Consider the following 13370-nt stretch of genomic DNA (forward strand, 5'->3'; position numbering starts at 1 on the left):
GGCTCCTAACGGCTAAAAAGAAGGAAATAAAACTATCTGCTGAGATTGCTCGGGACTTCGTTCAAGACGATTCCCTCAATTGTCGTGCGATCTGACGTCTCGGCAGGTTTTGGGCCGTTAGCGTCCTCCAGGGTTCTTGACAGTTCGATACGGTAACTGAACTGTTTCGATGCTGCGCCCGGAAGTGTTGCACCTGTCCGAGTAATATACACGAGGAGCAATTTTTTTCGATTGAAAAACCAGTTCCCGGGAGAAATTTTAAAGTTCTGTGGCGTAAAGTACTCACCCACATAGTTTGCTGGTTTTTGTGCCAACAAGCTCATCGGATTTATCGTTGCCAACTGTTCAATCTGATGCTGTTTGCCTTCTGCAATCAACTGCGCGGCACGCATGTTCAAACTGCTACGAAGCGCAGCGACAACCCGGTGCATTGCTGCCAACTCGGCTTCTTCCTGATACCAGCGCAGCCGTGTCAGCAAGGTGCCCGTCAGTACGCCGATAATCGTCACCACCACCGCCAGCTCGAACAGCGAAAAGCCGTGCTGGCGTTTCATTTTGTCATGGCCGCTTTGCCCAGGTCCCAGATCGGCATGAAAATGCCCAGCGCCAGGATTGTTACCAGCACGCCCAGGAACACGATCAGGATCGGTTCGATCTGGGCCGACAGCGTCTTCAGTTCGTAATCGACTTCGCGCTCATACATTTGCGCGATCTCATCCATCATGTCGTCCAGCGAGCCGGTCTCTTCACCGACGGCAATCATCTGCAGCACCAGCGGGTTGAACACGCCCGTCATGCTGGCCGTGCGCAAGATGGTTTCGCCCCGCTCCACCCCGTCGCGCATCTGCTCGATGCGCGCGCCCAGATAGGCGTTGTCCACCGTTTGCGCGACCGTGGTCAAGCCTTGCACGATGGGCACGCCGCTGCGGCTGGCCAGCGAAAAACTCCGTGCAAAGCGCGCCATCGTGCCCTTCATCATGATCTTCCCTGCAATGGGCAGCCTGAGTTTGCGGCGGTCCCATTCGTAGCGGCCATGCTCGGTATTGACCCAGGCGCGCGCGCCCAATACGCCCGCAACCGTCCCAATGAGCAAATGCGGCCAGTAGTTGACGGTAAAGGTCGACGAGGCCACCAGCAGGCGCGTCATCAGGGGCAGCGTGGTGTGGAAACTGTCGAACACCTTTTGAAACTGCGGGATCACGAATACATTCACCACCGCAATGGCGATGATCATGGCCACCACCACAAAGCTGGGGTAGCGCAGCGCCGACTTGACCCGCTGGCGCATTTCACGGTCGAACTCCAGGTGGTCAAACAAGCGCAGGAACACGTCTTCCAGGCGCCCAGTCATTTCGCCCACGCGCACCATGCTGAGATAAAAATTATCAAACACTTCAGGGTGGCGGCGCATGGCGGCCGACAATTCACGCCCCGAGTCGAGCGACTCGCGCAGGTCGCCGATCACCCGTCCAAAGGCCTTGCTGGTGGACGACTCCTGCAAGCCAGCCAGGCCGCGCATGATGGGCACGCCCGACTTGAGCAGGGTGTACAGCTGGCGGCTGAACATCTGCACGTCCATCGAGCTGACCTTGCGTTCCATCAGCGCCGCCAACCAGCCTTCCTTGTTGCTGGCGACCACGGGTTTTTTTGCCTCCACAATTTCGACGGGCGTGGCGCCGGTGCCAAACAACTGGTTGGCAATGGCACTGCTGTCAGCGCCCTCGATCACGCCTTCGAGCAGCTCACCGCGGGCATTGCGCGCTTTGTAGGCGTAAAAGGGCACCGTTTAATCCTCGAGCTGGTTACTGATGCGCATCGCTTCCGACACGGTGGTCCTGCCCTGCACCACCAGCGCGACCGCGTGCCGGCGCAAGGTTTCGCCCGCCATCTGCGTGTGGGCCGCTTTCAGGAAGTGGGCAGGATCGGGGTGGTTGGCCGCGTCCACCACTTCCTTGGTCATTTCCAGCAACTCGTACACCCCGGTACGGCCGCGGTAGCCCATGCCATTGCAGTGCGAGCAGCCCTTGCCGTGGAAGTACTTGACGTTGTCCACCGTATCGGCCAGTTCGGCGCGCAGGAATTCGCGCTCCGTCACGGTCGGCTGATATTCGGTGGTGCAGCTTTCGCAAATTTTGCGTACCAGGCGCTGCGCCAGCACGGCTTGCAGCGAACTGCCCACCATGTAGCGCGGCACGCCCATGTCCATCAGGCGCAGCGGGGTACTGGCCGCATCGTTGGTGTGCAAGGTCGACAGCACAAGGTGACCGGTCATGGCAGCGCGTAAGCCGATCTGGGCTGTTTCCTGGTCGCGCATCTCGCCCACCAGCACAATGTCCGGATCCTGACGCAGCGCCGAGCGCAGCACGCGCGCAAAGGTCAGCTCGATCTTGTCGTTCACCTGCACCTGGTTGATGCCCGGCAGGCGGTATTCGACCGGGTCTTCCACCGTGATCAATTTTTTCTCGGTCGAATTCAATTCCGACAGGGCACTGTACAAGGTGGTGGTCTTGCCGCTGCCGGTGGGCCCGGTCACCAGCACCAGGCCGTTGGGCCGCGCCACGATGGAACGGAATTTGTCGACCAGACGCGCCGGCATGCCAATCGCATCCAGGCGCAGCGTGGTGCCACCCTGGTTGAGCAGACGCATGACGACCGATTCACCGTACTGCGTGGGCATGGTGGAAATACGCACGTCGACCCGCTGCTGCTTGACCTTGACGGCAAAGCGCCCGTCCTGCGGCAAGCGCTTTTCCGAAATATCAAGGTCGGACATGAGTTTCAGGCGCAGTGCCAGCGGAATGGCCACCTTGATATCGGCTTCGGTCTGCAGGTGCAGCACGCCGTCGATGCGAAAACGAATGTGCAGGCGCGACTCTTGCGGCTCGATATGAATGTCGGACGCGCGCACCTGCGTGGCATCATCAAACACCGATTGCAGCAGTTTGACAATCGGCGCCTCTTCCAGGTTCGGGTTCGACGCGAGCGCACCAAAGTCGACAAAGCTGTCGCCCAGGTCCTGTTCCACTTCGCGCGCGAAGTCAGTAATTTCTTCGGTACGGCGGTAGATGCGGTCAATGCTGGCCAGCACCTCGGTTTCATTGACGACGGCCAGCTCGATCGGGCGTTTGACCTGGCGGCTGATCTCGTCATAAGCAAACAGATCGGTCGGGTCGGACAGGCCGATCAGCAGCGAGCCGCGCCTCTCTTCCAGGGCAATGGCGCGAAAACGCCGGGCCTGGGTTTCCGGCAGCAGGCGCACGATGTCCGGATTGGTGTTGAAGAACTTGAGATTGATGTAAGGGATGTCAAGCTGCTTGGCCAGGGCCCCGGAAATCTGATCTTCCGTGACGAAACCGCTTTCCACGAACACGCGGCCCAGCTTGCGCCCGCTGCGCTTCTGGTCTTGCAGTGCCAGCCCCAGCTGATCTTCCGACAACAGCTTTTGCTGCACCAGGATTTCACCCAAACGCACTTTTTCCGGCCGTGCCATCCACCCACCTTCATTGTTAAATTCCTGCGGACCATTCTAAGGCAGAACCACCAGAATTTTGTCGATAAGAATGATTTAGCGTCTACCGTGCGCACGAACATTGTGAAATCGCGACACTTGCCTTATTGAAGCGGCAAGCTTGCAATGGGATAGAATCCATCATCGATGTTGTTCACTTGACGGAGTCGCATGCTTCCCCCTTCCTCTTCCCGCCGCCGCATTTACCTGATGCGCCACGGCAGCGTTTCCTATTTTGATACGGCCGGCAACCCGGTCCTGCCCGAGACCGTGGTCCTGACCGAACAAGGCCGGGCGCAGGCCACTGCCGCCGGGCGCGTGTTTGCCGATGCCGGGGTGCGCTTCGACCGGGTGATTGTGTCCGGCTTGCCGCGCACGGTGGAAACCGCGCGCCGCGTGCTGGCCGAGACCGGGCAGGACATTGCCATCGACGCCTGGCCCGAGCTGGAAGAAATACGGGGCGGGCGCCTGTCCCAGATCCCCGACCACGCCTTGCGCGACGCCTTCATGGGTGCCTTCGAGGGCGTGGTCAGCGAAGACAAGCGCTTTCTCGGTGGCGAGTCGGTCGGCGAGCTGATGGACCGCATCCACCCTGCCATCGAGCGCCTGCGCGCTGATCCCGACTGGGACACGGTGCTGCTGGTGCTGCATGGGGGCGTCAACTGCGCAATCCTGTCGCTGGCCCTGACCGGGCAACGCCTGTTTTTGGGGGCACTGGCGCAAACGCCAGCCTGCATCAATGCGCTCGACGTGGGCGCCGAACGGGGCGACTGGGTGGTGCGTTTCATGAACTTTGTACCGCCCTTGCCGCTTCAGACGGATTCGCGCAGCACCACCATGGAACAGTTATATGTGCAGTACCTGAAATCGCGCTGAAGCGGCTGGCAAATAAATAGTACGGGCGTGCTTTTAATCGGCTAGAATAGGCCGGACCAATGACCCAGGAGACACGATGTTCGAAGAAATGATGGGGACCAAACCGGTGTCGGAACGCCAGAAGTTCGACGTCGACGCGCTTGATGCGTATTTGCGGGTGCACGTGCCCGGCTATCCCGGCGGCCCGCTGTCGGTAGAGCAATTCAAGGGTGGTCAGTCCAACCCGACCTTCAAGATCACCGCGGGCGGCCAGCATTACGTGCTGCGCACCAAGCCCGGTCCGGCGGCCAAGCTGCTGCCTTCGGCCCACGCGATCGAGCGCGAATTCCGCGTCATGGATGCGCTGCAAAAAGCCGGCTTTCCCGCCGCGCGCCAGTATGCCCTGTGCACCGACGAGAGCGTGATTGGCCGTGCCTTTTATGTCATGGAGTTTATCGATGGCCGGGTCCTGTGGGACCAGTCGCTGCCGGGCATGACGCCCGCCGAGCGCGCCGCTATTTATGACGAATTGAACCGCGTGATCGCCCTGCTCCACACCACCGATTACGCCGCCATCGGCCTGGGTGACTTTGGCAAGCCAGGCAACTACTTTGCGCGCCAGATCGAGCGCTGGACCAAGCAATACCAGGCCTCCAGCACCGAGACCATCGACGCCATGGACCAGCTGATTGCCTGGCTGCCGCAAAACATTCCTGCGGGTGACGACACGGCCATCGTCCATGGCGACTTCCGCCTCGACAACATGATTTTCCACCCCACCGAGCCACGCATTCTGGCCGTGCTGGACTGGGAATTGTCGACCCTGGGCCACCCGGCTGCCGACTTCTCTTACCACTGTATGAGCTGGCACATTCCCCCTGGCCAGTTCCGCGGTATTGCCGGCTTGCCGCTGGCGGAGATGGGCATTCCCAGCCAGGAACAATACATTGCCGCGTACTGCGCACGCACGGGCAAGAGCATCCGTATCGAAGACTTCAATTTCTATCTGGCCTACAACATGTTCCGCCTGGCCGGCATCATGCAGGGCATCATGAAGCGCTATGTGGACGGCACCGCATCCAGTGCTCAGGCCCTGCAGAACGGCAAAGCGGCCCGCCCCATGGCCGAACTTGGCTGGACCTACGCCCAGCGTGCAATCTCACTGATGAAGGACAAGCAATGAACTTCGACTACTCCGACCGCTGCAAGGAACTGCAGGGGCGCCTGCTCGGCTTCATGGACGAGCACATTTATCCAAACGAAAAAGCCTTCAAGCAGGAAGTCGACGCCAACGGGACCGAAAAAGGCAACCGCTGGATTCCTACCGAACTGATCGAGCGCCTCAAACCGCTGGCGCGCGAACAGGGCTTGTGGAACTTGTTCCTGCCCAAGTCGGCGCGGGCCCCGGAAGGCTTGTCCAATCTCGATTACGCGCCCCTGTGCGAAATCATGGGCCGCGTGGTGTGGGCGCCGGAAGTGTTCAACTGCGCTGCGCCCGATACCGGCAACATGGAAACGATCGAGCGCTACGGCACCGAAGAGCACAAACGCCAGTGGCTCGAACCGCTGCTGCGCGGCGAGATCCGCTCGGCCTTTGCCATGACCGAGCCGGCCGTGGCCTCATCGGACGCGACCAACATCGAAACGCGGATCGAGCGCGATGGCGGCGACTATGTGATCAATGGCCGTAAATGGTGGATTTCCGGCGCCGGCGATCCACGCTGCAAGATTTACATCGTGATGGGCAAGACCGACTTCAACGCCGCGCGCCACGCGCAGCAGTCCATGATTCTGGTGCCGGCCGACACGCCTGGCCTGACCGTGGTGCGGCCGCTGCCCGTGTTTGGTTACGACGACGCGCCCCATGGCCACTGCGAAATTTTGTTCGAGAACGTGCGCGTGCCAGCGGCCAACCTGCTGCTGGGCGAAGGGCGCGGTTTCGAGATTGCCCAGGGCCGTCTGGGACCGGGCCGGATTCACCATTGCATGCGCGCCATCGGCGTGGCCGAACGCGCGCTGGAACTGATGTGCCAGCGCCTGGGCAGCCGCGTCGCCTTTGGCAAGAAAATCGCCGATCAGAGTGTCTGGCGTGAACGCATTGCCGAGTCGCGCATCCAGATCGATACCGCGCGCCTGCTGACGCTCAAGACCGCGTCGCTCATGGATACGGTGGGCAACAAGCATGCGCAGGCCGAGATTGCCATGATCAAGGTGCTGGCGCCGAATGTGGCCCAGCAAGTCCTGGACTGGGCCATTCAAGCGCACGGCGCCGCGGGCGTGTCCGATGAATTCCCGCTGGCCTATCAGTGGGCCGGCAACCGCACGCTGCGGCTGGCCGACGGTCCGGACGAGGTGCACCGCAATGCTATTGCCAAACTGGAATTGGCCAAGCACATGCAGCTGGCTGAAGGGACGGCCCTGCCCGTGACGCGCGGCTGACGGCGGGTATGAGCAGATGCTGCCACAAGTGCTTTTTGTTCAACGTGGTGCGTCTGCTTGTCAGCACGTAAAGTACTTTCAAGAAATCCTCTGCTCGGCTACCATCAGGCATACGGCGTGCGAATGCGCCGCAGCGCGTGGCGGAGGCATTTCTGGTGCAGTTTTCTTCAAGCAAAACCCTTCCTTCAATTCGCTCCAAGACGGCGAAATTGGTGCTGGCCTGTCTGTTACCCAGCTTGATTGGTTTCGCCGCCCTGACCTTCGACTCGTTCAACCGCGAACGCAGCAGGCTGCTGCTCGAGGCCGATCGCATCAGCGCAACGCTCCTGACCGCGGTCGAGCGCGATCTCGACACGGCCGAGACCGCGGCCCGCGCCCTGGCCAGCTCTCCCAGCCTCGCCGCAGGCAATCTGGCCGACTTCCACATGCAGGCCCGCAGCATCCTGCGCCCGGAACTGCCGGCCACGGGCTTTGTTCTGTCCGACCGCGACGGTCGGCCGCTGCTCGACACCCGCGTCGCTTACGGCCGCCCGCTCGCGCCCAACCCGAATGCTGAAACCATCCGCAAAGCCTTTGCCGGCGGCGATGTACTCACATCGGACCTGTACCGCAACGGCGCCGACGCCCCCTATCACGCCTCGGTCGAGGTGCCGGTGTGGCGCAACGGCGAAGTCGCCTACATCCTGTCGGCGCAACTGTCGGCCAGTCACATGACGCGTCTGCTGGAGGAATTGCGCATGCCCGCGACCTGGCATGCCTCGATTCTCGACAGCCAGTACCGCATCGTCACGCGCAGCCGCGATCCGCAACGCTGGATGGGCAAGATGACCCACCCCGACGTCTTGCAGGCACTGGCCAAGTCGGGGCATGGCATGCTGGAACTGGTCACGCGCGACGGCCTTGAAGTCATCCTCAGCTACACCCGCTCGGACCAGCGCGGCTGGGTCGCCAACATTGGCGTCCCGCGCGACGCCGCCTACGCAGGTGTGCGCGCCTCGATGTCCAACATCATTCTCAGCGTTGGCGGCTTGATGGCGGTCGGTTTCTTTTATGCCTGGGTGATCGGCGGGCGGATCAGGCGCTCGGTGCGCGCGCTGTGCGCACCGGCACAAGCGCTGGGCCGGGGCGAGCCGGTCGAAATTCCCCCGCTGCGCATTCGCGAAGCGGCCGAAGTGGCCACCGCCTTGCAGCAGGTCGAAGCCGAATTGCAGCGCTACCGCACCGGGCTGGAAGAGCGGGTACGCGAGCGTACCGAAGAACTGCATAACGCCTATGCCTTGCTGGAGAACGTGTACGCCACCGCGCCAGCTGGCCTGGCCCTGCTGGACTGCGACCTGCGCGTGGTCATGGTCAACGACTACCTGGCGCGCATCAATGCGCGCACGCCGGCCGAGCATATCGGGCGCACCCTGCCCGAGCTGCTTGGCCCCATCGGGGTCGAGTACGAGCGCGCCTACCGCCAGGTGCGCGACACTGGCCAGCCCCTGCTCAATGTGGAAGGCCAGGGCGACGTGCCCTATGATCCGGGTGTGATCCACCACTGGCTGGTGAGCTACCACCCGGTCTACAACAGCGAACACAAAATGGTGGGCGTGAGCGGCCTGGTGCTCGATGTCAGCGAAACCAAGCGCCTGACGGCGCAGCTGCGCGACATCAGCGAACAGTTCCACGTGATTTACGAAATGTCCGGCGACGCCCATCTGCTGGTCTCCCCCGAGGAAGGCTACGTGGGCGGCAACCGCGCTGCCGCCGCCATTTTCGGCTGCAGCAGCGTGGAGCAATTCCTCACCTTGTCGCCCGCGGCCACCTCGCCCGAGTTCCAGCCCGACGGGCGCCGCTCCGCCGACAAGGCCGATCAGTTCATGCGCTATGCCCTGGAGCGGGGCAGCCATCAGTTCGAGTGGCTGCACCAGCGTGTGGACGGCACCTTGTTCCACGCCGACGTTATCCTCACGAGCCTGAACTCCAGCGGCAAGCCGGTGCTGCAAGTCATCGTGCGCGACATCAGCGAACGCATCGCCGCCGAAGCGCGCATGCAGTCGCTCAACGAACAACTGGTGCACGCGGTGGAACGGGCCGAAACAGCCAACCGTGCCAAGAGCGAATTTTTGGCCAACATGAGCCACGAAATCCGCACCCCCATGAACGCCATCATGGGCCTGGCACGCCTGCTGGAAGAGTCGCCCCTGGCGCGGCGCGAACGCGGCTATGTGGCCAAGATCAAGATGTCGACCCGCTCGCTGCTGGGCATCCTCAACGATGTCCTCGACTTCTCCAAGATCGAAGCGGGCCAGATGCGGCTGGAATACACCTCGTTCCGCATCGACCAGGTCCTTGACAGTATCTCGGTGCTGCTCGCGCCCAACGCCGCCAGCAAGGGCCTGGAACTGGTCTACGACGTGGCGCCGGATGTGCCGGTGCAGCTGGTGGGCGACCCGATGCGGCTCGAGCAGGTGCTGCTCAACCTGGTCAGCAATGCCATCAAATTCACCGAACGGGGCGAAGTGGTGCTGGCCGTACGCCGTGGCGCCCAGGTCGACGAACAAAGCATGACGCTGGTGTTTTCGGTGCGCGACAGCGGCATCGGCATCGCACCCGAGCAGCACAGCAAGATGTTCAACGCGTTCTCCCAGGCCGACAGTTCCACCAGCCGCAAATACGGCGGCACTGGCCTGGGCTTGACCATTTGCAAACGCCTGGTCGGCCTGATGGGCGGCACCATCGAAGTTCACAGCGCGCTTGGCCAGGGCGCCGAGTTTGTGTTCGATGCCGCCTTCGGCATTCATCCTGGCGCCGCCACCGTCGGTCTGCCTGACTTGCCGGGCCTGGAACGCCGTTCCGTGCTGGTGGTCGACGACAACCCGGGTGTGCGCGCCAGCATCGCTGCGCAGTGCAGCTGGTTCGGCTGGCGCGTAGAGACGGCAGCGAGCGGCTCGCAAGCGCTTGAGCTGCTGCGCGCGGCCAAAGGGCACGACAAGCGTTACGATTTTCTGCTGCTCGACGCGGCCATGCCGGAACTCGACGGTATTTCTGTGCTCACCTATGCCCAGGCCGACCGCAGCATTGCGCTGCCGCGCACCGCGCTGATGGTGGGCGAAGACACCCGTGCCCAGCTTGACGGCTTGGCCGGCGACATCAAATTTGATGCTGTGCTGAGCAAACCGTTCACGCGCGACGCGCTGGTGGCGGCCATCGTCGAGCTGCACACAGGCCGCCCGCAACTGGCCACGGGGCAGGCCAGCGGCCTGGCCGGCCGCCTGGAAGGCATTTACGTGCTGCTGGTTGAAGACAATCAGATCAATCAGGAAGTGGCCAACTACCTGCTGCTGCATGCGGGCGCCGCGGTCGACATCGCCGCCGATGGCAAGATCGCCGTCGACATGCTTAGCGACGCCCCTACCCGTTACGACGCGGTCCTGATGGACATTCAAATGCCGGTCATGAATGGCTACGAAGCCACGCGCGCCATCCGCAGCATGGGGCTGGCCGACTTGCCAATCATCGCCATGACTGCCAACGTGATGGAAGACGACCGCGCGCGCGCCATTGAAGCAGGCATGAATGGCCATATTTCCAAACCCATTGACGTGGATAATCTGGTGTCGGCGCTGCTGCGGGTCACCTCGGGCGGCGATGTGCGCGAACTGCGCGAAGCGCCACGCAGCCGCTATCGGGCCGATCCCGGCGCGGTGGACGGCGCGCTCCCGGCCCAGATCGAGGGCATCGACCTGCGCTCCACCCTGCCCCGCTTTGGCGGCAATTTCGCCAACTTCGTCGCCCTCTTCAAGCGCTTCGAACAATCCCAGGGCGGCACGCTGGCCGAAGTGCGCCAGCATTTGCGCAGCAACGAACGCGATGCGGCGGTAGCGCTGATGCACCGCTTGCGCGGCGTGGCGGCCAACCTGGGCGCCACCGAATTTGCCGGCCTGGCGCTGGAATTCGAGCAGGCCGTGCGCAAGGATAGCGTGGACATTCTGCTGCCGCGCCTTGATTTGCTGGAAGTGGAACTGGCCAAATTGATGGTGGCCGCGCGCGAGCTGCAACTGCCCGACGCGCCCGGAAACAACACGGCCAGCGCCGATTCCCGCTCCCTGGATGAGAAACTGGCGAATCTGCTAGGATTACTTCAAAATAACAACCTGAAAGCGCTGGCGGAGTTCGATGCGCTGCGTGGCCAGCTGGCCGCGCTGGCCCCGGCGCCAATGCTGGGAGCACTGGCTGACGCGATTGCCACACTGGCGTTTGCCAATGCTGCACGGCAGCTGAAAGAGATCATGGATCGAAGGGTGACGCAATGACTTGGGGCAGCATCGTAAAGAAGGGCCGGATCCTGATCGTCGATGATGCGATGGAAAACATCCAGATTCTGCACCAGGCGCTGCAGGACGAGCACGACGTGCTGTTCGCCATGAACGGGACCAAGGCCCTGCACATGGCCCAGCACCAGCTGCCTGACCTGATTCTACTGGACGCCATGATGCCGGATATGGATGGCTACGCCGTGTGCGCGGCCCTGCGTGCATCCGAGCTGACGCGCGACATTCCCATCATTTTCGTCACCGCGCTCAAAACGCCGGAGGATGAAACGCGCGCACTGAGTTCCGGTGCGGCCGACTTCATCAGCAAACCGGTCAACGCCGCCGTGGTGCGGGCCCGCGTACGCACCCAGTTGACCGTCAAGTTCCAGAGCGATGCGCTGCGCGAACTGACCCTGACCGACAGCCTGACCGGCGTGGCCAACCGACGCGCCTTCGACGAACGGCTCGATGCCGAATGGCGCCGCTGCGCGCGCAGCCAGATGCCGATTGCGCTGATCCTGGTTGACATCGACCACTTCAAGAATTTCAACGACGCCTATGGCCACCAGGCAGGCGACGCCTGCCTCAAAAAAGCCAGCGAGGCGATGGGGCGCGCCGCGATGCGGCCACAGGATTTGCTGGCCCGCTACGGCGGCGAAGAGTTTGCGATCCTGCTGCCGTACGAAGACCTGGGCGGCGCCGAGGTGGTGGCAGGCAAAGTGATTGACGAGGTCGCGCGGCTGGCGATCCCCCATGAACGGTCCTCGGTGGGCCCGATCCTGACAGTGAGCATGGGCGTGGTCAGCGTCATGCCCAGCGACCGTTTCGAGTCCGCCATGATGATCCGCAGCGCCGACGCCCTGCTGTACGAAGCCAAGGCCGAAGGCCGCAACCGCTTCAAGTCTAAAGGCCAGTAGGCCCTAGGCAGCAGCCTTTTCTTTCTTGAACGGGTTACGCTCGGGCGCTTCCTCGTGCTCGATCCCGAGCAGCACGCGCTTCATCATCTTGTTGAGGACTGGCTGGCGATGCCGCACCAGAATGCCGAAGGGCTGTGGCTTGGCGCCCAGCGCCGCCTTTGGTTCGAGCGCGGTGCGCCCGTAGGAAATCTCCTTGCAACCCATTGAAATGGCGTCGGCGATCCCCGCGTGCAGCAGGCGCAGGTAGATTGGCAGGTCTTCCGCAGCGGCGCGGTCAAAACCGATGTGGTAAGCCACGGCAGTGTCGCCGTCCGCCACTGAAATCAGGAAGCCAAGCAGCGCGCCGTCGCGCTTGATGACACTGCAGCGGAAACGCTCACCCGCCGCCGCCTGCAGGGCAGCGAAGTAGTCCGGCACCAGTTCGAACATGCGCACGCCTGCATTCGACTGCACGGCCTTGTACAGCGCATGCAGCTGATCGCGCGCGCCGGCCAGGTCGGCCAGCTGCTCGATGCTGCAGGCGCCATCGTCCATTTTTTTGAAAACCGCATTGCGCACATTGGTGCGGTATTTCGAGGCCAGGCTGGCCAGGTAGTCGTCGTAATTTTTCCAGGCTGGGTTCAGCGTCAGCACCATGTTTGGCTCGGTCTCGACGTAGCGGTAGCTCAAGTGCTCCAGGTGCGCGGCCTGCTCGCGGTGATGCGAGTGCAAGTCCTTGATCATGATGAAGTGGGTCTTGCCTTCCAGTTTTTCGGACTGGCGAATGCGGTACAGCACTTCGGCCACGCCGTGCCAGGCCAGCTTCGGGTCGGCGTCGGGCGCCAGCGCAATGCCATGCTGGCCATAGGTCAGCAGATTGCCGCACGTGAGGATGCGCTGGGTGGTGCTTTTGGCCAGTTCATCGAGCTTGGCGCCGCGGTCTTTCTCCGGCCGCAGCTGCGCCAGGCTGACGTCCGCCATCTGCATGTAGATCGCTGCCAGCGGCCGGCGCTCTTCGCCCACGCCACTGAAAACGAGGGCATAGCGCGGCGACAGATTCAGCGGCAGCACCTTTTCCAGCGCTTTCAGATAGGCGGCCGACATGAAGAAGCCCGATGGTGCCGTCAAGGCCTGCCAGGCATCCTGATCGAGCATCTCGACCGCGTCGGCGATGGCGTAATACAGATCGGCGGGGCCGCGCAGCGCCTTGCGGACCTGCTTGCGCTCCTTGAGCGCGGATGCGATGGACTTGATCTTGCCTGGGATTTTCATGCGTGATTATGCAAAATTGATAACATATGCAGTCTACACGCGCGGCTGCAAACCAGCAACATCGCCACCGCGAAGGCGCCGGCGCCATGGCCCTATTCCACC

9 protein-coding genes are annotated in these 13370 nt (G+C 62.3%); 5 read left to right on the plus strand and 4 right to left on the minus strand.

Translation table 11 applies throughout. The annotated features are described in order from the left end of the window. Window positions 1-32: 32 nt before the first annotated feature. From BUC24_RS10840 to BUC24_RS10850, 3 genes are read right to left on the minus strand one after another with little or no spacing between them, the layout of a single operon-like run. Window positions 33-554 carry a type II secretion system protein gene (locus tag BUC24_RS10840; RefSeq protein ID WP_073215518.1) on the minus strand — a complete coding sequence of 174 codons (522 nt, stop codon included), beginning with the start codon at window positions 552-554 and terminating at the stop codon, window positions 33-35. Continuing rightward, a complete protein-coding gene (locus BUC24_RS10845; protein WP_073215522.1) occupies window positions 551-1783 on the minus strand; it encodes a type II secretion system F family protein in 1233 nt (410 codons plus the stop codon). The genes BUC24_RS10840 and BUC24_RS10845 overlap by 4 nt, the downstream gene beginning before the upstream one ends. A gap of 3 nt (window positions 1784-1786) precedes the next feature. Next, window positions 1787-3490: a GspE/PulE family protein gene (locus BUC24_RS10850; RefSeq protein ID WP_073215525.1), complete on the minus strand. Its 1704-nt coding sequence runs from the start codon at window positions 3488-3490 to the stop codon at window positions 1787-1789. 189 nt (window positions 3491-3679) lie between these two features. On the opposite strand from BUC24_RS10850, the gene BUC24_RS10855 reads away from it, so the two are divergent. The 5 genes from BUC24_RS10855 (at window position 3680) to BUC24_RS10875 (ending at window position 12017) form a co-directional block, all read left to right on the plus strand. Further along, window positions 3680-4384, plus strand: a complete 705-nt coding sequence (locus tag BUC24_RS10855) for a histidine phosphatase family protein (protein WP_073215528.1) — start codon at window positions 3680-3682, stop codon at window positions 4382-4384. Window positions 4385-4460: 76 nt separating this feature from the next. Then, entirely contained in the window at window positions 4461-5546 is a 1086-nt protein-coding gene (locus BUC24_RS10860) for a phosphotransferase (RefSeq protein WP_073215531.1), read from the plus strand. Continuing rightward, window positions 5543-6802, plus strand: a complete 1260-nt coding sequence (locus BUC24_RS10865; RefSeq protein ID WP_073215534.1) for an acyl-CoA dehydrogenase family protein — start codon at window positions 5543-5545, stop codon at window positions 6800-6802. The genes BUC24_RS10860 and BUC24_RS10865 overlap by 4 nt, the downstream gene beginning before the upstream one ends. A gap of 212 nt (window positions 6803-7014) precedes the next feature. Beyond that, window positions 7015-11100 (plus strand): response regulator, encoded by a 4086-nt coding sequence (locus BUC24_RS10870; protein WP_229448170.1) that lies wholly within the window; start codon window positions 7015-7017, stop codon window positions 11098-11100. Continuing rightward, window positions 11097-12017, plus strand: coding sequence for a diguanylate cyclase domain-containing protein (locus tag BUC24_RS10875; RefSeq protein ID WP_073215537.1), 921 nt, complete (start codon window positions 11097-11099; stop codon window positions 12015-12017). Before BUC24_RS10870 ends, BUC24_RS10875 begins: the two co-directional genes overlap by 4 nt. Before the next feature lie 3 nt (window positions 12018-12020). Here BUC24_RS10875 and BUC24_RS10880 read toward each other — a convergent pair whose 3' ends face one another. Beyond that, window positions 12021-13268 carry a GNAT family N-acetyltransferase gene (locus BUC24_RS10880; protein ID WP_083598874.1) on the minus strand — a complete coding sequence of 416 codons (1248 nt, stop codon included), beginning with the start codon at window positions 13266-13268 and terminating at the stop codon, window positions 12021-12023. Between the last annotated feature and the right edge of the window lie 102 nt (window positions 13269-13370).

Source organism: Massilia sp. CF038, from assembly GCF_900129765.1.
GTDB lineage: Bacteria > Pseudomonadota > Gammaproteobacteria > Burkholderiales > Burkholderiaceae_D > Telluria_A.

Bases quoted from the DNA above. Each gene is read 5' to 3' on its own strand.
- BUC24_RS10840 (WP_073215518.1), bottom strand. From the start codon at position 554: ATGAAACGCCAGCACGGCTTTTCGCTGTTCGAGCTGGCGGTGGTGGTG.
- BUC24_RS10850 (WP_073215525.1), bottom strand. From the start codon at position 3,490: ATGGCACGGCCGGAAAAAGTGCGTTTGGGTGAAATCCTGGTGCAGCAA.
- BUC24_RS10855 (WP_073215528.1), top strand. From the start codon at position 3,680: ATGCTTCCCCCTTCCTCTTCCCGCCGCCGCATTTACCTGATGCGCCAC.
- BUC24_RS10860 (WP_073215531.1), top strand. From the start codon at position 4,461: ATGTTCGAAGAAATGATGGGGACCAAACCGGTGTCGGAACGCCAGAAG.
- BUC24_RS10865 (WP_073215534.1), top strand. From the start codon at position 5,543: ATGAACTTCGACTACTCCGACCGCTGCAAGGAACTGCAGGGGCGCCTG.
- BUC24_RS10875 (WP_073215537.1), top strand. From the start codon at position 11,097: ATGACTTGGGGCAGCATCGTAAAGAAGGGCCGGATCCTGATCGTCGAT.
- BUC24_RS10880 (WP_083598874.1), bottom strand. From the start codon at position 13,268: ATGAAAATCCCAGGCAAGATCAAGTCCATCGCATCCGCGCTCAAGGAG.